This is a genomic window from Streptomyces sp. NPDC026538, from assembly GCF_055567535.1.
Window position 1 is genome coordinate 205,578 of the sequence record NZ_JBVHQG010000001.1, and the last position, 25,619, is coordinate 231,196.

Genomic DNA, 25,619 nt, shown 5'->3' on the forward strand with positions numbered 1-25,619 from the left:
TTACCCATCCGCGTGGGCCGCGCGCGTGAGCCGTCCGCGCGGGGCGTGCGTGCGAGCAGCGCGCGCCCGGCGTGTGGTTCTCAACTCGCGCCCGGCGCACGCCCCTTCACCCGCACCCGGCGCGCACGACCTCGCACGCCCCGCGCGGACTCGTCGCGCGCCCCGTGTGAACAGTTCGCACGCGCCGGGGTCCAGCGCACGCTCCCCGCGCGCGTCGTTGCGCGGTCAACTGGTGTCAGCCCCGCACAGGATGACGGCTCCTGCGCGGTACGGGCCGCCGGTCACCATTCCCCGCCCTCGACCGGCGGCCCCGGCGTGGTCGCCTCGCAACCCGCGACGGGCAACGTTCACAAGACCGCAACACCGGTTCCCACTATGCGGACAGATAACCCCTTGACCTGGACATACGCGGCGTTCGCTGTCACTCTCCCGCCATGCACCCTGCCCCGAGCGCACTGCGCCGCGCTGTCGCCGCCGCCACCATAGCCCTGCTCGCCACCGCTGTCGGCTGTGCTCCGCAGCCGGAGGAGAAGGCTTCCGGCGGGTCTTCCTCCTCGGCCGGAACCACGTGCGCCAAGGGCAAGTTGGCCACCCAGACGTCTGGCAAGCTCACGATCGCGACGGACGAGCCGGCGTACGAGCCGTGGTTCAAGGACGACAAGCCGGCCAATGGCGAGGGCTTCGAGTCCGCGGTCGCGTACGCCGTGGCGAAGCAACTGGGGTACGACAAGAGCGCGGTCGTCTGGCAGAGCGTGCCGTTCAACAAGGCGTTCGCGCCTGGTGTGAAGACCTTCGACTTCGACATCAACCAGGTGTCCATCAGCGCCGAGCGCAAGAAGGCCGTGGACTTCTCGTCGGGTTACTACGACGTGCGCCAGGCGGTCATCGCGCTCAAGGGCAGCAAGGCCGCGAAGGCGACCGGTATCGCGGATCTCAAGGGCCTCAAGCTGGGCGCCCAGGTCGGCACGACCAGCCTCGACTACATCACCGATGTGGTGAAGCCGTCGCAGCAGCCCGCCGTGTACGCCAAGAACGACCAGGCCAAGTCGGCGCTGAAGAACGGCCAGGTGGACGCGATCGTGGTCGACCTGCCGACCGCCTTCTACATCACCTCGGCCGAGGTGACGAACGCGAAGATCGTCGGCCAGTTCCAGAACCAGGGCGGCACGCCCGAGCAGTTCGGCCTGGTCCTCGACAAGGGCAGCGCGCTCACCTCGTGCGTCACGACCGCCGTCGACGCGCTGCGCAAGGACGGCACACTGGCGAAGATCGAGCAGCAGTGGCTGTCCGACGCCGTCGACGCCCCGGTGCTCAAGTGACCGTCACCAAGGACGGGTCCGGCCGGGGGGAGGGTGTGGACGGCACGAGTGGCATGTCCGCGCACGGGGACGACGGCTACACCCCGTCCGAACGGCGGCTGGAGCGGGAACGCTACAGGCGTGCCCGCGCCCGCCGCGCCACCGCGATCGCCGCGCTCTCGACGCTGGTCACGGCGGTCGTGCTCTACCTGGTCGTAGTGAACGCGCCCGGCTGGCCGCGCACCAAGGAGACGTTCTTCAACGGGCAGTACGCGCGCGAGGCGTTGCCGAAGGTCCTTGAAGGTCTGTGGCTGAACGTCCGGCTGCTGGTCGTCTGCGGTGTCGCCGTGCTGGTCCTCGGCATGCTGATCGCCATCGCGCGCACGCTGCGCGGGCCGGTGTTCTTCCCGTTGCGGGCGCTCGCGGCGGCGTACACCGACTTCTTCCGCGGGCTGCCGCTGATCATCAACCTGATGATCGTGGTGCTGGGCGTCCCGGCGCTGCGGCTGCAGGGTGTGACGGTCGATCCGGTGCTGCTGGGCGGTACCGCGCTGACGCTGACGTACTCCGCGTACGTGGCCGAGGTGTTCCGCGCCGGCATCGAGTCGGTCCACCCCTCGCAGCGCGCGGCGGCCCGCTCGCTCGGCCTCACCAACCGGCAGGCCCTGCGCCATGTGATCCTGCCGCAGGCTGTACGACGTCAGGTGCCGCCGCTGCTGAACGACCTGGTGTCGCTCCAGAAGGACACCGGTCTCGTGTCGATCGGTGGTGCGATCGACGCCGTACGGGCGGCCGACATCATCGTGGGCCGGAGCCTCAATTACACGCCGTACATCGTCGCCGGGCTGGTCTTCGTGGCGCTGACCATCCCGATGACCCGATTCACGGACTGGGTGACGGCACGGATGGACCGGCAGCGGGCCCAGGGAGGATCCATATGACCGACGCACCTGTCCTGCGCATGGAGTCCGTTCGCAAGACCTTCGGCCGCTCGGTGGTGCTGCGGGACGTGGACCTGGCGGTCGCCCCGCACACGGTGACGGCGCTGATCGGCGCGTCCGGCTCCGGCAAGTCGACGCTGCTGCGCTGTGCCAACCTCCTCGAGGAGATCGACGACGGCGCGATCTGGCTGGACGGCGAGGAGATCACCGCCCCGCGCGCGGACCAGGACGCGGTACGCCGCCGTATCGGCGTGGTCTTCCAGGCGTACAACCTCTTCCCGCACATGACCGTGCTGGACAACATCACCCTGGCACCGCGCCGGGTGCACGGCGTCTCCCGCGCGGAGGCCGAGGAACGGGCCCGGGAGCTCCTGGAGCGCCTCGGGCTGGGTGACAAGACGGACGCCTACCCGGACCGGTTGAGCGGCGGTCAGCAGCAGCGGGTGGCGATCGTGCGCGCCCTTGCGGTACGGCCCCGGCTGCTGCTGTTCGACGAGATCACCGCCGCCCTCGACCCGGAGCTGGTCGGCGAGGTGCTCACCGTGGTCCGCGGTCTGAAGGACGAGGGCATGACCATGGTGCTGGCGACGCACGAGATGGGCTTCGCCCGGGACGTCGCCGACCAGGTCTGCTTCCTCGACGGCGGCGTCGTACTCGAACACGGCACCGCCGAGCAGGTGTTCGGCGATCCGCAGCAGGAGCGCACCCGGCGCTTCCTGCGGCGGATCGTGGAGGCCGGACGGCTCTGAGGCGTCAGGCGTCTGCCGTGGCGGCGCCGGCCAGCGCCGCCACCCGCTCCACGCCGAACACATAGCCCTGCACACCGCACCCGGCGATCACCCCGTCGGCACGCAGGGAGACGTAGGAGTGGTGCCGGAAGGACTCGCGCTTGTGGATGTTGGAGATGTGGACCTCCAACACAGGCATCCCGTCGCAGGTGTTGAGGGCATCCAGGATGGCGACCGAGGTGTGCGAGTAGGCGCCCGGGTTGATGACGATCCCGCAGTGGCCGAGGCGCGCCTCGTGGATCCAGTCGACCAGTTCGCCCTCGTGGTTGGACTGCCGGAAGTCCACGGTGCCGCCGTGCGCGGCCGCCGCCTTGACGCAGAGGGCCTCGACGTCGGCGAGCGTGTCGGAGCCGTAGATCTCGGGCTGGCGCTGGCCGAGCAGGTTCAGGTTGGGCCCGTTGAGAATCATGATCGGGGCGTTGGCCAGGGTGCGGGGCACGCTTCCTCCGGTCCGTTCGGACGATGAGCGGCCCTGGGTGGACCGCGGCTCAGACCGGTTTATCACGGTGCGCCGAGGCGCCCGTGAAGGGCGCCGTGCGCCCCCGTGACGGACGGTCACCGTGGGTAGTTGACGCGACATGCACGATGTACGCACCGTAAGGGTTCCCTCGATGCTGAGGCTGGCGGCCGCCTCGCTCGCCGGAACCGCCATCGAGTTCTACGACTTCTTCGTCTACGGCACGGCCGCGGCGCTCGTCCTGGGACCGCTGTTCTTCCCGACGTTCTCACCGCTCGCGGGCACGCTGGCGGCGTTCGGGACGTTCGGTGTGGGGTTCGTGGCCCGCCCGCTGGGCTCGGTGCTGTTCGGGCACATCGGGGACCGGCGTGGCCGGCGTCCGGTGCTGGTCGCGTCACTGCTGCTGACCGGCGCCTCGACGGTCGCGGTCGGCTGTCTGCCGACGTACGGCACGATCGGCGTGGCCGCGCCCGTGCTGCTGCTCGTGCTGCGCTTTCTGCAGGGGCTGGGGCTCGGCGGGGAGTGGGGCGGGGCGGTGCTGCTGACCGCGGAACACGCGCCCCCCGGGCGGCGCGCCCTGTGGTCGAGCTTTCCGCAGATCGGGCCGGCCGTCGGCTTTCTGCTCGCCAACGGCGTGATGCTGGCCCTGTCCGCGTCGCTGTCCGAAGCGCAGTTCGCGCAGTGGGGGTGGCGGGTGCCGTTCTGGGCGGCGGGAGCGCTGGCGCTGAGCGGGCTGTGGCTGCGTTCGTCGCTCGCCGAGAGCCCCCGGTTCCTGGAACTCGACGACCATGCGCGCGTGCCGATCGCCGAGGTCGTACGGCATCACTGGCGGCTGGTGCTGCTGACGGCGGGGGCGCTCGCGGTCGGGTACGCGGTGTTCTACGCGGTGACCACCTGGTCGCTGGCGTACGGGACGGACCGGCTCGGGGTCAGCCGGACCGTGATGCTCGTCTGCATCATGGCCGCCGTGGTGGTGAAGGGCTCGCTCACACCGGTGATGGCCCTGCTCGGCGACCGCTACGGGCGACGGCCGCTGTGTCTTGCGGGGTGCACGGCCTCGGCGCTGTGGATGTTCCCGATGGTCGCGTTGCTGGCGACCGGTGAGCCCCTGTTGATGTTCCTCGGGTTCACGGGCGCGCTGGTCTCCTTCATCGCCATGTTCTCCGTCGTCGCCGCCTATCTGCCGGAGCTGTACGAGCCCCGGGTGCGCTGCACCGGCGCCGCCGTCGGCTACAACCTCGGCGGGGTCCTCGGAGGCGCGCTCACCCCGATCGTCGCGACGGCGCTGGCGGAGCACAGCGGACGGGTGCCGTGGGCTGTGGGGACGTATCTGACGGCGATCGCGCTGCTGAGCCTCGGCTGCTTCGCGCTGCTGCCGGAGACGCGCCCGGTGCCGGTGGCGGCGGCCGAGCCGGTCACCGGGTGAGTTCGCGCTAGGGGTTGATCGCCAGTTCCAGATAGGCGGCGAAGAGCACCAGGTGGACGCCGCCCTGGAGCGGTGTGGCCCGGCCCGGCACGACCGTGAGGGAGCTGACCACCACGGTGAGCGCGAGCAGCAGCATGTGGGTGGCGCCGAGGCCGAGTACCAGGGGGCCGGAGAGCCAGATGGATGCCAGGGCAACGGCGGGGATGGTCAGCCCGATGCTGGCCATGGCCGAGCCGAGCGCCAGGTTGAGGCTGGTCTGCACACGGTCGCGGCGGGCGGAGCGCAGGGCTGCGATGGTCTCGGGGAGCAGCACCAGCAGGGCGATGATCACACCGACGACGGCTTGGTGCAGTCCGGCCGCCTGCACGCCGGACTCGATCGTCGGCGACACGCCCTTGGCCAGTCCGACGACGCCGACAAGGGCGAGGCCCAGCAGGCCGAGGCTGATCCAGGCGGTGCGCGCGGAGGGCACCTCGGCGTGGTCGTCACCGTCGATCACCTCACCCTGCCGGGTGATCGGCAGGAAGTAGTCGCGGTGCCGCACGGTCTGGGTGGCGACGAACAGGCCGTAAAGGATCAGTGAGGAAAGGGCCGCGAAGGTCAGCTGGACGCCGGAGAACTCGGGGCCCGGTCTGCTCGTGGTGAAGGTCGGCAGGACCAGACTGAGGGTGGCCAGGGTGGCCACGGTCGCGAGGGCGGCGCCGGTGCCCTCGGGGTTGAAGACTGCGGTGCCGTGGCGCAGGGAGGCGACGAGAAGACAGACGCCGACGATGCCGTTGCAGGTGATCATCACGGCGGCGAAGACGGTGTCCCGGGCCAGCGTGGAACTCTTGGCGCCGCCGTCGACCATGAGGGTGACGATCAGGGCGACCTCGATGATCGTGACGGCGACGGCGAGGACCAGGGACCCGAAGGGTTCGCCCACCCGGTGGGCGACGACCTCGGCGTGGTGGACGGCGGCGAGGACGGATCCGGCGAGGACCACGGTCACCAGTGCGACGACCGCGCCGGGCAGATCACGACCCCAGGTGAACAGGAGCAGGACGACCGCGAGCACCGGCACGAGGAACGTCCACCGAGTGGAGAGCGACCTGAGCCGAGTGATCATGCAGCGATGTTGGCAGAGGCGTACGGGGTTCGCATTCCGGTCCTTTCGGGCTCCGGGGGCCCGCCGTCGACGCGGCACGGCCCCCGGGGTCGTACGGGTGCGGTCGGTCGAACGGTTACGCGAAGTCGGTCGGGTGCGGTCGTTCGAACGGTTACGTGAAGTCGGTCATGTCCACGACGTCGCAGTCGGTGAAGGACGGCGGGCGGGTGCACAGGGCGGCCATCCGCTCGGCGAATTTGCTCGTCTCGGGGTCGTCGCTGTTGCGCATGGCCTCCTCGTAGGAGTTGAACTCGATCACGCCCAGGTAGTGGCCGGGCCGGCTCCGGTCCCTGAGGATCAGCCGACGCGTCGGGCTGTTCTCACCGCCGGCGAGTTGGTTGCCCATCTCGTCCGCGAGGGCCCTCATCTCGTCGATGCGGTCGGTCTCGAAGGCGATGATCTGGACGAATGTCACGGTTGCCTCCACCGGGTGGCGGCGCCCCCGACCGGGGACGCTCCGCCACCCAACGAAGCACCGGGAGCGGTGGGCCGGCAATGCGCTTCGCACCGCCCCGCGGGGTGGTTGTTCCTACGTCCGACGTGGTCAGACGTCGATGCTGTCCTTCGGAGCGCCTTCGCTCCGGCTCCGCGCCGCCTCGGCCGCCGCCTGCTTCCTGGAGGCCCGCAGACTGGTGATCGTGGTGACGATCAGGACCGCGCAGATGACGCCGAGCGAGACCGGGATGCTGATCTCCGGCACATGGACGCCGGACTCGTGCAGAGCGTGCAGCACGAGTTTGACGCCGATGAAGCCGAGGATGATGGACAGACCGTACGAGAGGTGGACCAGCTTCTTCAGCAGTCCGCCGATGAGGAAGTACAGCTGTCGCAGACCCATCAGCGCGAAGGCGTTGGCCGTGAAGACGATGTACGGGTCCTGCGTCAGGCCGAAGATGGCGGGAATGGAGTCCAGCGCGAACAGGACGTCGGTCGTACCGATCGCAAGCATCACGACCAGCATCGGGGTCATGACCCGCTTGCCGTTCTGCTGGATCCACAGCTTGGTGCCGTGGTAGCGGTCGGCCACACCGAACCTGCGTTCCGCGGCCTTGAGCAGCTTGTTCTCCTCGAACTCCTCTTCGTCCTCGTCAGCCCGGGCCTCCTGGATCAGCTTCCAGGCGGTCCAGATCAGGAAGGCGCCGAAGAGGTAGAAAACCCAGGAGAAGTTGGCGAGGATCGCGGCACCCGCGGCGATGAAGACGGCCCGCAGGACCAGGGCTATGAGGACGCCGACGAGCAGCACCCGCTGCTGGTACCGCGAGGGCACGGCGAACTTCGCCATGATCAGGACGAAGACGAAGAGGTTGTCGACGCTCAGCGACTTCTCGGTGATGAAGCCCGCGAAGAACTCGCCGCCGGGTTGGCTGCCGCCGAAGACGAGCAGGCCGAGGCCGAAGAGTCCGGCCAGGGCGATCCAGACGACGGTCCAGATTCCGGCTTCCTTGACGGATACGTCATGCGGCTTGCGGCCGATGAAGAAGTCGACCGCGATGAGGGCGGCCAGACCCAAGATGGTGAGGACCCAAAGGGTCACGGATACATCCACTGCGCCTCCGGTTCGTGAATGGCAAAGGGTCAGCGTCATCGCTGCCGGAGGTCTCTTCCACCCGAGACGGGCCGACGCCCCGGGATCCGGTCGGATCCGTATTGACGGGTACGCCGCAGCAGATAGGGAGTACTCCCCTCCGTGAGGAAAACAGTACCCCAATCACCAAGGAAAGGTAAAGCGATTGGCAAAATAAAGGCCAAGTTACCTGGTCAGAGGGCTTTACATACGCTTGGTGCGCGCGATCGCGACCTGGTTGAGCACCTGCTGGAGCACCTGGCTCCCGGCCGGCACGAGGCAGGGCTCGTACGTCCAGGCATGCCCCACCCACGGGTCGGCCAGGTGATCGTCCGGTACCGGCGTGAGTCGCATCAGTGAACGCCACAGCGGATCGAGCAACGGTCCGTAGGCGGCGGCGTCCTCGCGGTCGGCGACCAGCAGGAGATGGACACCGACGTCCGGACCCTCGTCCGCGAGATAACGCAGCTGAGTGACGGCGCGGTCGTCGAAACCGTGCGGGAACTCGTTGACGATCAGCAGTTGCCGGGAGACGTCCAGACCGGGCGGCAGGGCGTCCGCCGCGCCACCGCGCACGGCCATCTGCACCAGGTCGACGCGCTCGGTCAGCCGACCCAGCACCTCCGCCACACCGGCCGCGCCGGTCGTGGGTGGCCCGGCCAGGACGCCGGTCCCCGTCAGCGGGGCGAGCGCGGAGGCGCCGGAACCGGCCGGATCGACGATCTGTACGCCGAACTCCCCGGCCGGGTGTACGGCGAGCAGCCGGGCCGCGAGCGCCACCGCCGTATGCAGAGCGAGGTGCCGCAGGTCATCGGCGTCGGGAAAGCCACCGTCGGGAGTCGAGGTGAGGCCGCTGTCGATCCACAGGCCCCGCTCCAGCGGCAGCCGGACCAGCATCGGGACGCGCAGCGGATCGCTCTCCGCAAGGTGCAGGTCGCCCAGTCGCACGGCCATCGGCGGTTCCGTCGGTACCCGGTAGGCATGCCAGACGGGGTTGTCCCAGCGTGCGTACGCCGGTGGCAGAGCGGGCTCGACGACCTCGGACTCGGCGGTGAGCTGGGCGAGGTCGCGGTCGAGGGCCGCCTGGGCCTGGTCGACCAGCTGAGCCTGCCGGGCGCGAGCCGCCTCGCGTGCGGCCTCGCCCGTCGAGCCCAGGCGGCTGCGCGGGTCGGCGAGGATCTGGTCGAGCTCCTTCTCCATACGGGACCCGGCGAAGTCGACGGCACTGCGGTACGCGGCGGTGGAGCGGGCAAGGTCCTCGAACATGCCCCAGACCTGGTTGTACAGCCGCTCGTCCATGGACCAGCCGACCGCATCGCCGGCGACGAGCGGCACGGGCCCGTCGGCCGGGGCGGGTGCCCCCGGGGCGGGCGCTGCCGACACCGTTGGCGAGGAGGCCTGGCGACGCCTGGGATGCGTGTAGTCGATGGGGCCGCCGACGGGCGTGGCGGCATCGGCGGGTCCTTCAGAGACCGGGGACCGGCCGTCGTCGAGTGCCGACTCAGATCCACCGAGTCCGCCAGGTCCCCCAGGTCCGCCGGAAGGGATCGGCCGGTCGCTGCTTTCGCCGGGCGCCTGAACGTCGTAGGGGGACCCGGCACTGGTGCCGGACGGATCGGGGCCGGCGACGGAGGCGGCCGTACGACGCGAGCGGCCGGTCTCCGTGTGCACCGGGACCGACCGGGCCACACCGCGCGCCACCGCCTCCTCGATCCCGCGGGCGAGTTCGGCGGCCTGCGGCAGACCCTGGTCGGTCAGGAGCGCGGCGAGGCCCTCCGCGTATCCCTGGCCCACCGCGCGGATCTTCCAGGCGCCCTGGCGGCGGTAGAGCTCCAGGGCCACGACCGCCGACTCGGCGTCCAGGCCGGCGAGGGTGTAGCCCGCTACCTCGGTGCCGTCGAGGCCGGTGACCGCGGCGCGCGGCGCGGCGACCGCGCCGAAGCGGAGGGGGCCGCCGAGGGTTGCGGGCAGGGCGATCAGGACGCTGACCCGGTGCACGCCCTCGGGCAGGGCGTCGAGGTCGACGGCGAGCCGGTGTTCGGCGGCCGCCTGCCGGGAGACCTCGATCCCGGACTGGGTGGGTGCGCCCGGATGGGCCACCCGGTCGGCGTCCCGCACCCGGCCGGTGTCGTCGGCGAGGGTGGCCCCGGCCACGACCGGCACATCGGCCGAGATCCGGATCTCGATCCGGTTCCGCGGGAGCGGATGGTTCTGCCCGCGCTTCAGCTCGGCCGCCATCGCCCAAGTCCCCCTGTGTGTCGTGTCGTCGTGCGCCGCGGGGCTCCTCCTAGAGGACCGGCAGGATCGTGGGCACCAGGTCCTGGAAGGTGCGCCCCTTGGCCGGCACGCCCAGGGCCGTCAGCGTCCAGCCCGAACCGGAGCGGTGCACCTTCGCCATGATCTGGGCGGTGTACTCGCCGCCGCCGTCGAGCGTGTAACGGGCGAGTTCCTGGCCGTTGGTCTCGTCGACCAGGCGGCAGAAGGCGTTCTGCACTTCCTGGAAGGTCTGGCCGGTGAAGGAGTTGACGGTGAAGACGATCTGGTCGATGTGGACCGGGACACGCGCGAGGTCGACGAGGATGGCCTCGTCGTCGCCGCCCTGCCCCGCGCCGCCGACGAGGTTGTCGCCCGTGTGCCGGACCGAACCGTCGTCACTCACCAGGTGGCGGAAAAACACGACGTCGACGGGCTGCTTGTCGGCGAACAGCACCGCCGAGGCGTCCAGGTCGATCTCCCGGGTGCGCGAGCCGAACAGCCCGCGCCGGGGTGCCGCCTTCCAACCAAGACCCATGCGGACCGCGCTCAGGGAGCCGCCGTCCTTCTTCTCCAGGCTGATGGCCTGACCCTTGGTCATGTTGACGGTCACGGCTGCTGTCCCCTCGTCGAATGTCCCCGGTTGCCGCGAAGTGCGCGGTTGTCCAAAACCCTATGCAGCGCCGCTGACAGTCCCGAACCCCGGCCCGCGGTTTGTGTCGGTGTTGCAACACTTCGCGCCCCTGCCGGGGTCCGGCGGCGGCTCGGGGTTCAGGCCAGGCCCGCCTCCCTCATCTGGCGCAGTTCCTTCTTCATCTCGGAGACCTCGTCACGCAGCCGGGCCGCGATCTCGAACTGCAGATCCGCGGCGGCGGCACGCATGCGTTCCGTCATCTCCTCGATCTGCCCGGCGAGTTCGGCCGCCGGACGGTCGGTCGGCACCGTCTCCTTCGCCTTGCCCTTGGCCGTCTTGCCGGCCTTCGCGCCCTTGGCCGCCTTGTCGCCCAGGGCCGGAACGGGGGCCTTGGCCGCCTTGCCGTCCTTCTGCTTGCGGTAGCCCGAGCCGAGCAGCTGCTCGGTGTCCACCTCTTCGCGGGCGATCTGCGCGACGATGTCGTTGATCTTCTTGCGCAGCGGCTGCGGGTCGATGCCGTTGGCCGTGTTGTAGGCGACCTGCTTCTCCCGGCGGCGGTTGGTCTCGTCGATGGCCCGCTCCATCGCCGGGGTGATCTTGTCGGCGTACATGTGGACCTGGCCGGAGACGTTGCGCGCCGCGCGGCCGATGGTCTGGATCAGTGAGGTGCCGGAGCGCAGGAAGCCCTCCTTGTCGGCGTCGAGGATGGCCACCAGGGAAACCTCGGGCAGGTCGAGGCCCTCACGCAGCAGGTTGATGCCGACCAGGACGTCGTACTCGCCGGAGCGCAGCTCACGCAGCAGCTCGACGCGGCGCAGGGTGTCGACGTCGCTGTGCAGATAGCGCACCTGGATGCCGAGTTCCAGGAAGTAGTCGGTGAGGTCCTCGGCCATCTTCTTGGTGAGGGTGGTGACGAGGACGCGTTCGTCCTTCTCGGTGCGCTTGCGGATCTCGTGCACCAGGTCGTCGATCTGGCCCTCGGTGGGCTTGACGACGACCTCCGGGTCGATGAGGCCGGTGGGGCGGATGATCTGCTCGACGACGCCGTCCCCGCGGGACAGCTCGTAGGTGCCCGGGGTCGCCGACAGATACACGGCCTGCCCGATGCGCTCCTGGAACTCCTCCCACTTCAGGGGGCGGTTGTCCAGGGCGGAGGGCAGCCGGAAGCCGTGGTCCACGAGGGTGCGCTTGCGGGAGGCGTCGCCCTCGTACATGGCGCCGATCTGCGGCACGGTGACATGCGACTCGTCGATGACGAGGAGGAAGTCGTCCGGGAAGTAGTCGAGCAGGGTGTTGGGCGGAGAGCCGGGCGAGCGGCCGTCGAAGTGCATCGAGTAGTTCTCCACGCCGGAGCAGGTGCCGATCTGGCGGAGCATCTCGATGTCGTACGTGGTGCGCATGCGCAGCCGCTGGGCCTCCAGGAGCCTGCCCTGCTTCTCCAGCTCCGCGAGGCGCTCCGCCAGCTCCTTCTCGATGTCGTTGACGGCCCGCTCCAGGCGCTCGGGACCGGCGATGTAGTGGGAGGCCGGGAAGACGTACAGCTGCTGGTCGTCGCTGATGATCTCGCCGGTGAGCGGGTGCAGCGTGGACAGCGCCTCGATCTCGTCGCCGAACATCTCGATGCGGACGGCGAGCTCCTCGTAGACCGGGAAGATCTCGATGGTGTCGCCGCGGACGCGGAAGGTGCCGCGGGTGAACGCCATGTCGTTGCGCGTGTACTGGATGTCGACGAAGCGGCGCAGCAGGAGGTCGCGGTCGATCTCGTCCCCGACCCGCAGCGGGACCATCCGGTCGACGTACTCCTGCGGTGTACCGAGGCCGTAGATGCAGGACACGGAGGCGACCACGATGACGTCCCGGCGGGTGAGCAGCGAGTTGGTGGCGGAGTGGCGCAGCCGCTCGACCTCCTCGTTGATCGAGGAGTCCTTCTCGATGTAGGTGTCCGACTGCGGGACGTACGCCTCGGGCTGGTAGTAGTCGTAGTACGAGACGAAGTACTCGACCGCGTTGTTCGGGAGAAGCTCGCGGAACTCGTTGGCCAGCTGGGCGGCCAGCGTCTTGTTCGGCGCCATCACCAGGGTGGGGCGCTGGAGCTTCTCGATCATCCACGCGGTGGTGGCGGACTTGCCGGTGCCGGTCGCGCCGAGGAGGACGACGTCCTTCTCACCGGCCTCGACGCGCTTGGCCAGCTCGGCGATGGCCGCCGGCTGGTCGCCGCTGGGCTGGTACGGGCTGACGACCTCGAAGGGCGCCACCGTGCGTTCGATGTGGGAAACGGGCCGCATGGGTTCCACCGTACGACCCCGCACTGACAACCGGCTCTGATCAGCGATTCTGCGGAGTGCGGGAGCTGTGGTGGCTCTGCTGGCGGCCGATGCGCAGCTGCGGGCGGCGGCTGGGGTGGTGGGTGACCTCGTCGGCCGGGACGCCCGGCTTGTGCTCCACGCGGAGCCGGTCGGGCCTGCCGATGATCATCATGGGGTCGAACACCACGACGACGGCGGCGAGGCAGAGGAAGGCCAGCGGGCCGATCAGCATGGGGGCGAGCAGGGAGGCGGGCGAGTCGCCGGGGGGCGTGGCACCGGTGTTGTGGAGGTGGACGCTCATGGCGGCCATCCCGGTGTAGTGCATGCCGCTGACGGCGAGTCCCATCACGAGGCTCGCGCCGACGCTCCACAGGAAGCCGCGGATCTGCCCGGCCGCCCAGAGGGCCGAGGTGGCGGCCACGACCCCTATCACGACCGACGCGCCCACGGTGAGCGTGTTGTACTCCAGGGTGCCGTTGAGGCGCAGGCCGGCCATGCCGAGGTAGTGCATCGAGGCGATGCCCAGGCCGGTGATCGTGCCGCCCGTGAAGAGCGCGGTTCCGGTCGCACCCCGGTAGCCGACTATGAAGATCCCGACACCCACCATGACGATGGCGAGGCCGAGGCTCGCAAAGGTGATCGTCTTGTCGTAGTGGACAGGCGTCTCCCTGACGCTGAACCCCATCATGGCGACGAAGTGCATGGTCCATATGCCGGAGCCGATCGCTGCCGCCCCCAGGGCGAGCCAGGCGGGCCGCCAGGACTGGGCCACCAGCATCGCCCGGGTCGTACAGCGCAGTCCGAGGGCACCGCCGAGGCAGGCCATCACATAGGCCACCAGCGGGGTGACGACCCCGTAGCTGAATCCGTCGACCGTGCCCTGCATACGTGGCTGCCCTTCACCCTTTGCGTCCCGGAATATTTGATATGCGCCCCCGTCCCAGGACCGCCCGAGCGGTCAGGGTTGACGCAGAGAGTATGACCCGCACCGGAATGGTCGAACGATTTTCCGGCAAAGAAACACGGCTTTGCCGCAGTTGTGCGGCACCAGTGAGCGGACTTGGGTGACTCCATTCAATCTGCGGCCATCCCGTACCCGGCTGCTGTTGACTCCCTGCTGTCAGTCTTGTGCTGTCCGTATTCGTCCGACGTGAGGAGCACACATGCACGCGCGTGCCGTCGCCGCCACGACCACCGCGCTGCTGGGCACGGCCGCCCTGCTGAGCCCCGTGCCCGCCGCCCGGGCCGGCGACGTGCGCGAGCCCACGGTGCTCGCGCACCGGGGCGCCTCCGCCTACGCCCCCGAGAACACGCTGGCCGCCGTCGACAAGGCGGCCGCGCTGGGCTTCACCTGGGTCGAGAACGACGTCCAGCGCACCAGGGACGGCCGGCTGGTGGTTCTCCACGACGACAGCCTTGCGCGCACCACGAACGTCGAACAGGTCTTTCCCGGCCGGGCGCCTTGGAAGGTGAAGGACTTCACCGCCGCCGAGATCGCCCGGCTGGACGCGGGCAGCTGGTTCTCCTCCTCGTACGCAGGCATGCGCGTGCCCACGCTGGCGCAGTACATGCGCAGGATCGAGCACAACCACGAGAAACTGCTCCTGGAGATCAAGAACCCGGAGCTGTACCCGTGCATCGAGCAGCAGATCGTCAAGCTGCTGGGAAACGAGGGCTGGCTGGACGGCCCGCACCTCGGCCGGATCGTCGTGCAGAGCTTCAGCGCGGACAGTCTGCGCATCGTGCACGGTCTCAAGCCCGCCGTGACGACCGGCTACCTCGGCACACCGCCCGTGTCGGCCCTGCAGCGGTACGCGCGCTTCACGGACCTGATCAACCCGTCGATGGGGTCGATCTCCGCCGATTATGTCTCCTCCGTGCACTCATTGGAGGGCCCGCACGGCACGCCGCTGCGCGTCTTCACCTGGACGGTGGACGACGCGGCCACCACCTGGAAGGCCGTCGGCTACGGCGTCGACGGGCTCATCACCAACAAGCCGGACGTGGTGCGGGCCGCGCTGCGCGCGAGCTGAGCAGCCCGGACGGGCCGGCGTTGTCAGTGGCGGGTCGTACGGTGGGTCGCATGGACAGCGAAGGGCAGTACGAGCAGCGGGTGGTGTGGGCCGTCGTGGGCACCGACATCGGTCCGCTGCTGCTGGCGGCGACCCGCGAGGGCCTGGTCACCGTGGTCTTCCACGCCACGGACGCGGTGCGGGAGCGGACTCTGGAGCGGCTGGCGGCCCGGCTGGGCGCCGAGCCCGTCGAGGATGCCGCGGCACCCGTGCTGGTCGAGGCGATACGCCAACTGCGGGCGTACTTCGCGGGTGAGCGGCAGAACTTCGACCTGCCGCTGGACTGGTCGCTGATCTCCGGTTTCAACCGGCAGGTGCTGCGTGAACTGGCCGCCGGCGTCCCTTACGGCACCGTGGTCGGATACGGGGACCTGGCCGGGCGGGTCGGGCAGCCCGGCGGGGCGCAGGCGGTGGGCTCGGCGATGGGTGCCAATCCGCTGCCGGTCGTCGTGCCGTGTCACCGGGTGGTGGAGAGCGACGGCGGCATCGGCGGGTTCGGCGGCGGTCTGGAGACCAAGCGGAAGCTGCTCGCCCTGGAGGGCGTCCTGCCCGAGCCGCTGTTCTGAGGCGCCCCGGCGGGAGCGGCGGTCAGTAGTAGTGCCGGGCCTCTGTGACGTTGCCGTCCGGGTCGCGGAAGCAGAAGTCGCGCGGGGCCTTCCCGCGGGCGCCGAAGGAGTCGTGGCCGATGTCGGTCATGGGGACGGCGTGCTCGGCGAGGCGGCAGCGCAGGGCGTCGAACGCGTCGGGCGGCAGCCACAGACAGATGTGGTTCACCGGGTGGCCGGCAGAGCCGGGGAGCGCCGGTATGCGTTCGGCGAGGGTGTGCGGCGCGAGGTCGAGGATCGTCTCCTCGTTGACACGTACGGAGGGGAAGGGCACCTTTCCCACGGTGAACTCGGCGAGCCGCAAAGGCTCCGGGCCGAGCTTCCGCTCGTAGAAGCGGGCCGCGGCGACCGGATCGGCTGCTCAGAGGACGACATGGTCCAGACGCGCCGTGTGCTTCGTCGTGCGGCACGGGCTGGTGGCGTCCGGCACAGGCCGCAGGCGTTTAACCGGATGTTCCGCCCGCCAGAGATGAGGGAAGACCGACGGACAGGAGGCAGGCGCGTGGTGCTGGTGGTGTCGGAAGAGGTCCGTGAGGCGCTCTGCGCGGGCCGGGCAGTGGTGGCCCTGGAGTCCACGATCATCGCGCACGGGCTGCCGCGCCCGCGCAACCTCCAGGTGGCGCTGGAGCTGGAAGAGGCGGTACGGCACGAGGGTGCCGTACCCGCGACCATCGCGGTGCTGGACGGACGGCCCCATGTCGGCCTGGACAAGGACCAGTTGGAGCGGGTCGCGAACGAGGACGGGATCCGCAAGCTGGGCCACCGCGACCTGCCGCTCGCCGTGGCGGCGGGGGCGAGCGGGGCGACCACCGTGTCGGCGACGGCGCAGCTGGCGGCGCTGGCCGGCATCCGGGTGTTCGCGACGGGCGGTCTCGGCGGGGTGCACCGGGAGTGGACGGTCACCCAGGACGAGTCCGCCGATCTGGGTCTGCTGGCGCGCACCCGGATCACGGTGGTGTGTGCGGGCGTGAAGTCGATCCTGGACGTGCCGGCGACCCTGCAGCGTCTGGAGACCCTGGGTGTGGCGGTGGCCGGTTACGGCACGGACCGCTTCCCCGGCTTCTATCTCTCCGACTCCGGTTACCCGGTCGACTGGACGCTGGAGACTCCGGCGCAGGTCGCGGAGGTCATGCGGGCGCAGGACGCGCTCGACGCGGCGGACACCTCACTGATCGTCGCGAATCCGGTCCCGGAGGCGGAGCAGCTCGATCCCGCACTGCACGCGCGGGTGCTCGCCGACGCGCTGCAGGCGTGCGACGGGGAGGGGATCACCGGTCAGGGGGTCACGCCGTTCCTGCTCGACTATCTGGTCCGGCACACGGACGGCGCCTCGCTGGAGGCCAACCTGGCGGCCGTGCGCGGCAACGTACGGCTGGCGGCGCGGATCGCGTCGGCGTGGACCAGGGGGTGACGACTGCCGGAGAGGGCGCGCTGCTGGTCGTCGGTGACGTCGTCACCGATGTCGTCGCGCGGCACCGGGGACCGCTCGCGGGCGGCACGGACACGGCTGCCGTGATCCGGACCGTGCCCGGCGGGGCGGGCGCCAACGTGGCCTGCTGGGCCGCCCGTGCGGGCTGCGCGGACGTACGGCTGCTGGGGCGGGTCGGCACGGACGCGGCCGAGTGGCACCGGCGGGAGCTGGTCGCGGCCGGGGTGCGGCCACGGCTCGTGGTGGACCCGGAGGTCGCGACGGGGACGGTCATCTGCCTGGTCGACAACGGCGACTCGGCCGAGCGCACCTTTCTCACGGACAGCGGGGCGTCGCTGCGGCTGGAGCCCGCCGACTGGTCGGACGCGTTGCTCGACGGGGTCGCCCGGCTGCATCTGTCGGGTTATCTGCTGTTCTCCGAGCCGAGCCGGGCACTGGTGGCGGTGGCTCTGGCGTCGGCACGCGCGCGTGGCGTGCCGGTGAGCCTGGATCCGGCGTCGGCCGGGTTCCTCGTGGCGCTGGGCGTGGACCGCTTCCTGGCGCTCGTCGAAGGCGTGGACGTCCTCCTGCCGAGCCGTGACGAGGCCTGTCTGTTGACGGGGCTGTCCGATCCGGCCGACGCGGCGGCCGAGTTGAGCCGCCGTGTGCCGCTGGTGGTGGCCAAGGCGGGGGCGGACGGCGCGCTGGTCGCCGAGGCGGGTGGCGTCCTCGCGCGGGTCTCGGCCGAACCGGCGACGCCGCAGGACACCACGGGCGCCGGTGACGCCTTCACCGGGGCGTTCCTCGCGGCGCTGCTCGCCGGCGCGGATCCCGGGGAAGCGGCGGCACGGGGCTGCGGGGCGGGCGCGAGGGCGGTGGAACACGTGGGCGCCAGACCGCCCGTCCACGGTTGACACGGCACCACGGGCGGAAGCGGCGGCCCGGCGCCCTGTCCGGTGGGCCTACTCCTTGTGGCCCCATGCCGAGATCATCGGGGCCGTGGCGAGGTCCATGCCGCCCGCCGCCACGTTGGCGAGGTGCTGGTCGATCTCCTCGTCGGTGGCCAGACCCGCGGTGACGAGCCGGCCGCGGATCTGCCGGACCGTCGCGGACTCCAGGGCGGTACAGGCGGGCGAGGCGACGGGGAAGTAGGCGTCGGCCTCCACCTGGTGCAGCCCGGCCTCGCGGAGCAGCCGCGGGAGTTTGCGCCCGTACGACAGGTCGGCGCCGCGTTCGGCGAGGAGTTCGCGAAAGCCTTGGCGCAGGCGGTTGGCGAGCCGCTGCTCGGGGCCGTACTCGTAGGGGCAGGTGAGCGGCTGGAGGGCGGGGTCGGCGTCCTCGATCAGCAGCCGTCCGCCGGGGCGCAGGGCCTTGATCATGCCGCGCAAGGCATGTTCCCGGTCCGGGACATGGACCAGCACGAGCCGGGCGTGCACCAGGTCGAAGCCCTCCCCCGGCGGCTCCTCGGTGCCGACGTCGTGGGTGCGGACCTCGACCGGTGCGTGGGCGGCCGTGGCGAGCAGCGAGGTGTCGATGTCGGTGGCGACGACCTGGCCGGTCGGTCCGACCTTCCTGGCCAGCCAGGACACCACCGAGGTGCCACCGGCCCCGACCTCCCAGCAACGCCCGCCCGGTCCGATACCCAATGCCTCGAGGTGCCGGAAGGTGGTGGGGTCGAAGAGGGCGGCGAAGGCGTCGAAGCGCTGCGCGGCCTCGCTCTGGCGGTTGTCGAGGAGGTATCCGTCCGCTTGTGTCATGAAGGGATCATCCCCGCTGACCGGGTTGTCGGGCACGGCCAGCCGGGTTGTCCACAGGCGGGAACCAACCGGAACTCGCTGCTCACACAGGCTTACCCGTGTCTCACACCGGGCTGGCAGACTTGCCCGGCAGGGCGCGGAAGCGTTGCGCGAGGGGATCCAGGCAAGGAGATCCGGATGACGATGGCAGGGAATCTGCGGAAGGTCACGGGGCTGGGCAGGGCCGGCGGTCTGCGCAAGGTGGCGCGGCTGGCCCGGCGGCGGCCCCGCGTCGACCTCAACCATCACGCGCGGTCCCCGCTGGGCTCCTCGGTGGTCAACTGCGTGACGTACGAGGCCGGGGCGCGGGTCCCCGAGTGCAGTGATCTCTACTCGGCAGTGGAGCGGGTGCGCAAGAAGGGCGAGGGGTTCGTCTGGCTGGGGCTGCACGAGCCGACGGACAGCGAGTTCGCGGGCATCGCCGAGCTGTTCGATCTGCACCCGCTGGCCGTGGAGGACGCGGTCGAGGCCCATCAGCGCCCCAAGGTGGAGCGGTACGGCGAGACGCTGTTCGCGGTGTTCAAGACGGTCTGCTACGTCGAGCACGAGAAGCTGACGGCGACCAGTGAGGTCGTGAACACGGGCGAGATCATGGTGTTCGTCGGCGAGGACTTCGTGATCACGGTGCGGCACGGCCGGCACGGCTCGCTGGGGCCGCTGCGCGAGGAACTGGAGGCGACGCCGAACCAGCTCGCCAAGGGCCCCGCGGCGGTGCTGCACGCGATCGCGGACCATGTGGTCGACGACTATCTGAACGTCACGGACGCGGTGCAGGCCGACATCGACCAGGTCGAGGCGGACGTGTTCGCGGAGAACGGCGCGCGGGCCGACCCGGGTCGGATCTACCAGATGAAGCGTGAACTCCTGGAGCTGAAGCGGGCGGTGGTGCCGCTGGGCAGGCCCATGGAGGAGCTGACGACCCGGCCGATACGGGTGATCGCCCCGGAGATACAGGCCTACTTCCGGGACGTGCTCGACCACCTGATGCGGGCCAAGGAACAGATCGCGTCCTTCGACGAACTGCTCAACTCCATTCTCCAGGCGCATCTGGCGCAGGTGACGGTCGCCCAGAACGAGGACATGCGGAAGATCACGGCGTGGGCCGCGGTGATCGCCGTGCCGACGATGGTGTGCGGGGTGTACGGCATGAACTTCGATCACATGCCGGAGCTGCACTGGCGGTTCGGCTACCCGCTCGTCATCGGCGTCATATCCCTGGCCTGTCTGGTGCTGTACCGGGGCTTCCGGCGCAACGGCTGGCTCTGAGCCCCACGACGGGCAGCACCAGGGACCGAGGCCCCCACGCCCCCCCGGGGCGGCTTCAAGCCGAGAAGGCGATGACCCGGCGCGGGACGACCCTGATGATCACGCGCACCTCGTCGTCCTTCTCCGCGGGCGGGTCGATGCCGAGGTATTTGTGGGAGAGCTCGAGGGGGAGCCGCTTGGCCTCGTCGGGGAGGATCTCGGCGGTGCCGCGGATCTCGGCCGAGCGGTAGGGGTCGGCCAGGTCGAAGACGGTGAGGCTGACGCGGGGGTCGCGGCGGAGGTTGCGCACCTTCTGGCGACCGTCCGTGGAGGAGAACAGCACGGTGTCGCCCTCGCGTTTGATCCAGACCACCGAGTTCTGCGGGGCACCGTCCGGGCCGAGGGTGGCGACACTGGCGAAGTTCCTGCCGTCGAGGAGGGCCCGGACGGAGTCGTCGAAAGTGGTGGGGGTGTTCGAGGAGGTCGGCATGTGACCAGACTAGTTACATGCATGCACATATAAAAGCGGTTCTCCGAATCAGCCGATGCGAGTGGGCGACGGGGGCCTGCCGCGGGACGCTCAGCCGATGCGAGCGGGGCGACGGGGCCTGCCGCGGGACGCTCAGCCGTTCCACGCCGGGTGCCGGGGGTCGTCGGCGCGGACCAGGACGTCGGCCGTGCCGGCGGGGTCGGTCTCGGCTTCGTAGCGCTCGAAGGCGGGGAGGGTCCAGTGCTCGGACTCGGGGGTACGGCGGCGCAGGGCGCCGGGAGACAACAGGAGGTGGACGGTCAGGTCAAAAGGGAACCAGTGCCGCAGCAACAGCGGTCCGTGCAGCAACAGGATTCCACCGGGCGGGAGTTGGACGTAGGGGCTGCGGGTGGCGCGGTCGGTGGCCGGGTCCCACAGGTCGGGCAGGACACGTCCGGTCCCACCGGGGTCGAGAGGGCCGAAGACCTCCCGCCACAGGGCGTTGGTGTCGAACCAGCCGCCGTAGTACGACTCCGCGTCGCGGCGACCGTGTTCCAGACGCAGCGAGGCGGGGCGCAGGAAGCCCTCGGCGCCCACGACGAGCGAAGGCCGGCCCCGCAGGCGCAACGCCTCCGCGACGCGCTCCGCGAGGTCCCCGGGCCGGGCCGCCGGGGCGCCGTCGAGAGCGACACGCGGCCAGGCACCCCCGTCGGCGGGCTTCAGCTCGGCCAGCCGCTCGGCGAGGCGCTCGGCGAGCCGGTCCCAGGTGATCGCTTCGAGTCGCACGGGGTCATGATGCCGCGCGGCCCGGGCGGCGGCCCGGCCGGGGCCGGGGCACTCCGGTGAGGTTCGCCGGGATGCCCGGCGCCCGGAGCCGCGGGAATGGCCGAGGGGCCGGGTCGTACTCCGGCTCCTGACCGAACCGCACGTCGTGTGCCCGTCGCCGTGCGGACGTGAGATCCCTGGCCCGGAAGGGGAAAGAACCGCATATGACGCGCCTCGCAACTCCCCCTCACCACGGTGGACTTCTGGTGGTGCAGCCTCTTCGGCACAAGCGGTGTGCGGCCTGCCTGCGGGGGCCGTTGTCGATGCTGGTGCTGGAGGACGGGGCACCGCGGTGCCTGGAGTGCGCCGATCTCGGGCATCTGGTGTTCCTGCCGCGTGGGGACACCGCGCTGACCCGGCGGTCGCGGGAGGAGAGCACGCTGTCGGCGGTGGTGGTGCGGTTCAACCGGCGCAAGAGCCGGCACGAACGGCAGGGCGTCCTCGTCGAGGAGGCCGCACTGGCCCGGGCCGAGGCGCGGTGTCTGGCCGATGCCGAGGCGCGGCGGCGGCGCCGGGCGCGGGACGCCAGGCGGCGGGCGGTGGAGGACGTGCGATTCACGGAGGCCTTCGCGGCAGAGATCCTGCGCCTGTTCCCGGGCTGCCCGGTGGAGCGGGCCCGGGCGATCGCGGCGCACGCGTCGGTGCGGGGCAGCGGGCGGGTGGGGCGCACCAGGGCCGGGCGGGCCCTCACGGAGGGGGCGGTGGTCTCGGCGGTGGTGGCGGGGGTGCGGCATGTGGACACGCCGTACGACCAGCTGCTGATGGGCGGGGTGCCGCGGTACGAGGCGCGGCGGCGGATCGCGAGGACGGTGGAGGCGGTGCTGCGGGAATGGGAGGCCGGGGTGGAGATCCGCCTCACCGGCTGACACCGGGCGGACCAGCCGGCCGGAGGGGGCCGGGCACGGGAGGCCGGGCAGTACAGCCGGTCGGAAGAGGCCGGACACAGGAGGCCGGGCAGTACAGCCGGTCGGAAGAGGCCGGGGACGGGAGGTGAGCAGGTAGGTAGCCGGGCAGGGCGGGCGTGGGCAATGACTTGAATGGCGGCGGTGCCCGAGGCGAGGGGCGAGAGTGAGTGTGGTGGCTGTGATCGACGGGCCGTATTACGTGCTGGTCCTGCTGGGAGTACTGGGGACCGGACTGGTGGCGGGGGTGTTCTGCGGGTTCTCGGCCTTCGTGATGCGCGGGCTGGCCGCGCTGCCGCCGGCCCAGGGGGTCGCGGCGATGAACGCGATCAACCGGGCCGCGGTGACCCCCGCGTTCATGCTGGTGTTCGCCGGGTCGGCGGTGCTGTGCGCGCTGATCGCGGTGGTGACGTTCGTGGTGTGGCCGGAGGAGGGGAAGACGGAGCTGCTGCTGGGCAGCGCGCTGTATCTGTCCGGTTCGTTCGGGCTGACCCTGGTGGCGAACGTGCCCCGGAACGAGGCGCTGGCCTCGCTGGAGCCGGGGACCCGGGAGGCCGCCTCCTACTGGACGTCGTATGTGCGCGAGTGGACGCGGTGGAACCATGTGCGCACCCTCGCGTCGGCCGCGGCGACGATCATCTATGTACTGGCCCTGTCCTGAGGGAGGCATGGGAGAAAACCCACACCCGACTGGCCGCCGGCTGGCCTCCCGCTGATTCCCAGCTCGGGAAGCCCCGGCAGATGGCGCTGTCAGCCACTCTGCGGGCACGACCGCGCGGACGTATCGTGGCCGAAAGAGTGCCGCCCGATGACGCATGGCCTGGGGCAGTCGCACGCGAGGAAGTCGACCATGGCCGATCCCAAGGGTTTCATGACCACGCCGCGAGAGGAGTGGCCGCGGCGGCCGGTCGAGGAGCGGGTCCGGGACTGGGACGAGGTGTACGTCCCCGGGGCGCTGCTGCCCATCATCAGCAAGCAGGCGGACCGCTGCATGGACTGCGGGGTGCCGTTCTGCCACGACGCGTGTCCGCTGGGCAACCTGATCCCCGAGTGGAACGACCTGGTGTCACGGGAGGACTGGCGGGCGGCGGGCGACCGGCTGCACGCGACGAACAACTTCCCCGAGTTCACGGGGAGGCTGTGCCCGGCGCCGTGCGAGGCGGGGTGCGTGCTCGCCATCAACCAGCCGGCCGTCACGATCAAGAACGTCGAGTGCGCCATCGCCGACCGGGCCTGGGCAGAGGGGTTCGCCTCGCCGCGGCCGCCGGAACGGCTGTCCGGGCGGACCGTGGCGGTGATCGGGTCCGGTCCGACCGGCCTCGCGGCGGCGCAGCAGCTGACCCGGGCCGGCCACACCGTCGCCGTGTACGAGAAGGACGACCGGCTGGGCGGGCTGATGCGGTACGGCATCCCCTCGTTCAAGATGGAGAAACACCATCTGGAGCGGCGGCTGGGGCAGATGCGGGCCGAGGGGACGAAGTTCCGCACATCGGTGACGGTGGGGCGGGACATCGGGGCGGCGGAGCTACGGACGCGGTACGACGCGGTGGTGATCGCGACCGGGGCGACGGCGTGGCGGGAACTTCCGGTACCGGGTCGGGAGTTGGACGGGATACACCAGGCGATGGAGTATCTGCCGCTGTCCAACCGGGTGGGCGAGGGGGATCTGGCCCGGTCGCCGATGTCGGCGGCCGGCAGGCACGTGGTGATCGTGGGCGGGGGTGACACGGGGGCGGACTGTCTGGGGACGGCGGTGCGGGAGCGGGCCGCGTCGGTGACCCAGCTGGACATCTACGCGCAGCCAGGGGCGGAACGGGACGAGGACGTCGAGCCGTGGCCGACGTATCCGAAGATCTACCGGCTGTCGGCTGCGCACGAGGAGGCGCGGGACCTGGAGACGGCACCCGACGCGCATGCGGACGCGCGGTTGTTCGCGGCGTCGACGCTCCGCTTCACCGGCGACGGGAGCGGGCATGTGCGGTCACTGCACCTGACGGAGGTGGACGCGGCGCGGCGGCCGCTGCACGGGACCGGCCGGACACTGCCAGCCGACATGGTGCTGCTCGCGCTCGGTTTCTCGGGCCCCGACCGGGAGGACGGGCTCATCGACCAACTGGGACTGGTGATGGAACCGCGCGGGACGATCGCCCGGGACGCGGAGTTCACCACGAACGTGCCCGGTGTCTTCGCCGCCGGGGACGCGGCGCGCGGGCAGTCGCTCATCGTCTGGGCGATCGCGGAGGGGCGGGCGGTGGCGGCGGCCGTAGACCGATATCTGACGGGGAGTTCGCAGCTGCCGGCGCCGATATCGCCGTACGACCGGCCGATGACCGTGTAGGTGAGAGCGCGGGATGCGGGACGGCCGCCGTAGGCTGCGGGACGGCGAACACCCGACCCCCGGACCCCCGGACCCCCGGACCCCCGGACCTCCGGAATGCGGAGACTCGCGAACGCCGAAGTTCCCGGGCGCTGGAGCGCCTGCTACGGGCTGAGCCTCGGCCCCGGCCGGATGCGGCAGCCTCCGTTCCCGGTGGTGGCCGTCAGCCGCCTGGTGGACGCGCCCCGGCGCCTGTGGTCGTGTCTCTGCCCCAGGCCGGTCTGTGCTCGTAGCTCTGCCCCAGGCCGCTCTGTGGTCGTGGCTCTGACTAGGCCGCTCTGTGGTCGTGGCTCTGACCTGGGCCGAAGAGGCCGTTACGGTTTGCGCCCCACCGCCCCGTAGCCCGGAATCACGCCGTCGTCCTGCCCCGGCACCGGCTCGCCCAGTTCCGGACGCCAGTGGTGGACCACCGAGACACCGGGGTCGACCAGGTCCAGGCCGTCGAAGAGGCGGCCGAACTCCTCCCGGGAGCGCAGCGCCAGGGTGACTCCGGCCGCCTTGAGTTGCGCGGTGGCCGCCGCCGACTCCTCCGGGGTGAAGTCGGCGGTGGCATGGGTCATCGTCAGGTAGCTGCCGGACGGCAGTTCGGCGAGCAGCCGGCCCACCAGCTCGTGCGCCCCGTCCTCGTCGGGGACGAAGTGCAGCAGGGCGACGAGCGACAGCGCGACCGGGCGGTCGAGGTCCAGGACCTCGCGCGCGCCGGCGACGATCGACGCCGGGTCACGCACGTCGGCCTGGAGGTACTCCGTCGCGCCCTCGGGCGTGCCGCGCAGCAGGGCGGCCGCGTGGACCAGCACGATCGGGTCGTTGTCGCAGTAGACGACCCGGGTGTCGGGTGCGACGCTCTGGGCGATCTGGTGCAGGTTGGGCTCGGTCGGGATGCCCGTGCCGATGTCCAGGAACTGCCGTACGCCCTGCCCGGCCAGCCACCGGGTGGCGCGATGCATGAAGGCGCGGTTGACCCGGGCCATCACCGGCACCCGGGGGTCCAGGGCCAGCATCTGCCTGCCCATTTCCTCGTCGACCGGGTAGTTGTCCTTGCCGCCGAGATACCAGTCGTACATCCGCGCGGGATGCGGCTTGCTGGTGTCGATCACGAGGCACTC

At 70.8% G+C, this 25,619-nt stretch carries 24 protein-coding genes and 1 pseudogene; 12 read left to right on the top strand and 13 right to left on the bottom strand.

Annotated elements, in window-relative coordinates:
- Nucleotides 1-434 precede the first annotated feature (434 nt).
- Genes ACZ4N4_RS00965 through ACZ4N4_RS00975 form a run of 3 tightly spaced genes read left to right on the top strand, consistent with a single transcriptional unit; the run spans nucleotide 435 to nucleotide 2,988 of the window.
- Nucleotides 435-1,319, top strand: coding sequence for an ABC transporter substrate-binding protein (locus tag ACZ4N4_RS00965; RefSeq protein ID WP_467583006.1), 885 nt, complete (start codon nucleotides 435-437; stop codon nucleotides 1,317-1,319).
- The gene (locus tag ACZ4N4_RS00970) at nucleotides 1,316-2,239 is read left to right on the top strand and encodes an amino acid ABC transporter permease (protein WP_467583008.1); all 924 of its coding nucleotides are present in this window, start codon (nucleotides 1,316-1,318) and stop codon (nucleotides 2,237-2,239) included. Before ACZ4N4_RS00965 ends, ACZ4N4_RS00970 begins: the two co-directional genes overlap by 4 nt.
- Nucleotides 2,236-2,988 (top strand): amino acid ABC transporter ATP-binding protein, encoded by a 753-nt coding sequence (locus tag ACZ4N4_RS00975; protein ID WP_467583011.1) that lies wholly within the window; start codon nucleotides 2,236-2,238, stop codon nucleotides 2,986-2,988. Before ACZ4N4_RS00970 ends, ACZ4N4_RS00975 begins: the two co-directional genes overlap by 4 nt.
- Nucleotides 2,989-2,992: 4 nt before the next feature.
- Here the strand turns inward: ACZ4N4_RS00975 and aroQ are convergent, their stop codons facing one another.
- Nucleotides 2,993-3,466: a type II 3-dehydroquinate dehydratase gene (gene aroQ, locus ACZ4N4_RS00980; protein WP_453574072.1), complete on the bottom strand. Its 474-nt coding sequence runs from the start codon at nucleotides 3,464-3,466 to the stop codon at nucleotides 2,993-2,995.
- Between the two features lie 172 nt (nucleotides 3,467-3,638).
- Here aroQ and ACZ4N4_RS00985 point away from each other — a divergent pair, with 172 nt between their 5' ends.
- On the top strand, nucleotides 3,639-4,910 hold the full coding sequence (locus tag ACZ4N4_RS00985) for an MFS transporter (RefSeq protein ID WP_467583014.1): 1,272 nt from the start codon (nucleotides 3,639-3,641) through the stop codon (nucleotides 4,908-4,910).
- A gap of 7 nt (nucleotides 4,911-4,917) precedes the next feature.
- Here the strand turns inward: ACZ4N4_RS00985 and ACZ4N4_RS00990 are convergent, their stop codons facing one another.
- The 7 genes from ACZ4N4_RS00990 to ACZ4N4_RS01020 form a co-directional block, all read right to left on the bottom strand.
- Nucleotides 4,918-6,018: a calcium:cation antiporter gene (locus ACZ4N4_RS00990; RefSeq protein ID WP_467583017.1), complete on the bottom strand. Its 1,101-nt coding sequence runs from the start codon at nucleotides 6,016-6,018 to the stop codon at nucleotides 4,918-4,920.
- A 151-nt stretch (nucleotides 6,019-6,169) separates the two neighbouring features.
- Nucleotides 6,170-6,472: a hypothetical protein gene (locus ACZ4N4_RS00995; protein WP_467583019.1), complete on the bottom strand. Its 303-nt coding sequence runs from the start codon at nucleotides 6,470-6,472 to the stop codon at nucleotides 6,170-6,172.
- Nucleotides 6,473-6,601: 129 nt separating this feature from the next.
- Nucleotides 6,602-7,603 (bottom strand): TerC family protein, encoded by a 1,002-nt coding sequence (locus tag ACZ4N4_RS01000; RefSeq protein WP_467583021.1) that lies wholly within the window; start codon nucleotides 7,601-7,603, stop codon nucleotides 6,602-6,604.
- A 222-nt stretch (nucleotides 7,604-7,825) separates the two neighbouring features.
- Nucleotides 7,826-9,859: a TerD family protein gene (locus ACZ4N4_RS01005; RefSeq protein WP_467583024.1), complete on the bottom strand. Its 2,034-nt coding sequence runs from the start codon at nucleotides 9,857-9,859 to the stop codon at nucleotides 7,826-7,828.
- Nucleotides 9,860-9,908: 49 nt separating this feature from the next.
- A complete protein-coding gene (locus ACZ4N4_RS01010; RefSeq protein ID WP_352224595.1) occupies nucleotides 9,909-10,487 on the bottom strand; it encodes a TerD family protein in 579 nt (192 codons plus the stop codon).
- Nucleotides 10,488-10,645: 158 nt separating this feature from the next.
- Nucleotides 10,646-12,793 carry an excinuclease ABC subunit UvrB gene (gene uvrB / locus ACZ4N4_RS01015; RefSeq protein WP_467583027.1) on the bottom strand — a complete coding sequence of 716 codons (2,148 nt, stop codon included), beginning with the start codon at nucleotides 12,791-12,793 and terminating at the stop codon, nucleotides 10,646-10,648.
- 40 nt (nucleotides 12,794-12,833) lie between these two features.
- Nucleotides 12,834-13,700, bottom strand: a complete 867-nt coding sequence (locus ACZ4N4_RS01020) for an MHYT domain-containing protein (RefSeq protein WP_467583031.1) — start codon at nucleotides 13,698-13,700, stop codon at nucleotides 12,834-12,836.
- Between the two features lie 277 nt (nucleotides 13,701-13,977).
- On the opposite strand from ACZ4N4_RS01020, the gene ACZ4N4_RS01025 reads away from it, so the two are divergent.
- The gene (locus tag ACZ4N4_RS01025) at nucleotides 13,978-14,847 is read left to right on the top strand and encodes a glycerophosphodiester phosphodiesterase (protein WP_467583034.1); all 870 of its coding nucleotides are present in this window, start codon (nucleotides 13,978-13,980) and stop codon (nucleotides 14,845-14,847) included.
- Between the two features lie 50 nt (nucleotides 14,848-14,897).
- Entirely contained in the window at nucleotides 14,898-15,452 is a 555-nt protein-coding gene (locus ACZ4N4_RS01030) for a methylated-DNA--[protein]-cysteine S-methyltransferase (RefSeq protein ID WP_467583036.1), read from the top strand.
- A 22-nt stretch (nucleotides 15,453-15,474) separates the two neighbouring features.
- On the opposite strand, the pseudogene ACZ4N4_RS01035 reads toward ACZ4N4_RS01030, so the two are convergent.
- A pseudogene (locus tag ACZ4N4_RS01035) lies at nucleotides 15,475-15,921 on the bottom strand (VOC family protein).
- A gap of 72 nt (nucleotides 15,922-15,993) precedes the next feature.
- On the opposite strand from ACZ4N4_RS01035, the gene ACZ4N4_RS01040 reads away from it, so the two are divergent.
- Complete coding sequence (locus ACZ4N4_RS01040) at nucleotides 15,994-16,902, top strand: pseudouridine-5'-phosphate glycosidase (RefSeq protein ID WP_467583039.1); 909 nt, start codon at nucleotides 15,994-15,996, stop codon at nucleotides 16,900-16,902.
- A complete protein-coding gene (locus ACZ4N4_RS01045; RefSeq protein ID WP_467583042.1) occupies nucleotides 16,899-17,813 on the top strand; it encodes a carbohydrate kinase family protein in 915 nt (304 codons plus the stop codon). The genes ACZ4N4_RS01040 and ACZ4N4_RS01045 overlap by 4 nt, the downstream gene beginning before the upstream one ends.
- 48 nt (nucleotides 17,814-17,861) lie before the next feature.
- On the opposite strand, the gene ACZ4N4_RS01050 is transcribed toward ACZ4N4_RS01045, so the two are convergent.
- Entirely contained in the window at nucleotides 17,862-18,656 is a 795-nt protein-coding gene (locus tag ACZ4N4_RS01050) for a methyltransferase (RefSeq protein WP_467583045.1), read from the bottom strand.
- 177 nt (nucleotides 18,657-18,833) lie between these two features.
- Here ACZ4N4_RS01050 and corA point away from each other — a divergent pair, with 177 nt between their 5' ends.
- On the top strand, nucleotides 18,834-19,961 hold the full coding sequence (gene corA / locus ACZ4N4_RS01055; RefSeq protein ID WP_450762829.1) for a magnesium/cobalt transporter CorA: 1,128 nt from the start codon (nucleotides 18,834-18,836) through the stop codon (nucleotides 19,959-19,961).
- Between the two features lie 55 nt (nucleotides 19,962-20,016).
- On the opposite strand, the gene ACZ4N4_RS01060 is transcribed toward corA, so the two are convergent.
- A complete protein-coding gene (locus ACZ4N4_RS01060; RefSeq protein ID WP_467583048.1) occupies nucleotides 20,017-20,430 on the bottom strand; it encodes a PPOX class F420-dependent oxidoreductase in 414 nt (137 codons plus the stop codon).
- A gap of 132 nt (nucleotides 20,431-20,562) precedes the next feature.
- Nucleotides 20,563-21,195: a nucleoside/nucleotide kinase family protein gene (locus ACZ4N4_RS01065; RefSeq protein WP_467583051.1), complete on the bottom strand. Its 633-nt coding sequence runs from the start codon at nucleotides 21,193-21,195 to the stop codon at nucleotides 20,563-20,565.
- 203 nt (nucleotides 21,196-21,398) lie between these two features.
- Here ACZ4N4_RS01065 and ACZ4N4_RS01070 point away from each other — a divergent pair, with 203 nt between their 5' ends.
- From ACZ4N4_RS01070 to ACZ4N4_RS01080, 3 genes are all read left to right on the top strand, one after another.
- Entirely contained in the window at nucleotides 21,399-22,100 is a 702-nt protein-coding gene (locus tag ACZ4N4_RS01070; protein ID WP_467583054.1) for a DUF2293 domain-containing protein, read from the top strand.
- A gap of 217 nt (nucleotides 22,101-22,317) precedes the next feature.
- Nucleotides 22,318-22,797: an anthrone oxygenase family protein gene (locus tag ACZ4N4_RS01075; protein ID WP_467585251.1), complete on the top strand. Its 480-nt coding sequence runs from the start codon at nucleotides 22,318-22,320 to the stop codon at nucleotides 22,795-22,797.
- A 189-nt stretch (nucleotides 22,798-22,986) separates the two neighbouring features.
- On the top strand, nucleotides 22,987-24,474 hold the full coding sequence (locus ACZ4N4_RS01080) for a glutamate synthase subunit beta (protein ID WP_453574100.1): 1,488 nt from the start codon (nucleotides 22,987-22,989) through the stop codon (nucleotides 24,472-24,474).
- Between the two features lie 353 nt (nucleotides 24,475-24,827).
- Here ACZ4N4_RS01080 and ACZ4N4_RS01085 read toward each other — a convergent pair whose 3' ends face one another.
- Nucleotides 24,828-25,610 carry an SAM-dependent methyltransferase gene (locus tag ACZ4N4_RS01085; protein WP_467583057.1) on the bottom strand — a complete coding sequence of 261 codons (783 nt, stop codon included), beginning with the start codon at nucleotides 25,608-25,610 and terminating at the stop codon, nucleotides 24,828-24,830.
- Nucleotides 25,611-25,619: the final 9 nt, after the last annotated feature.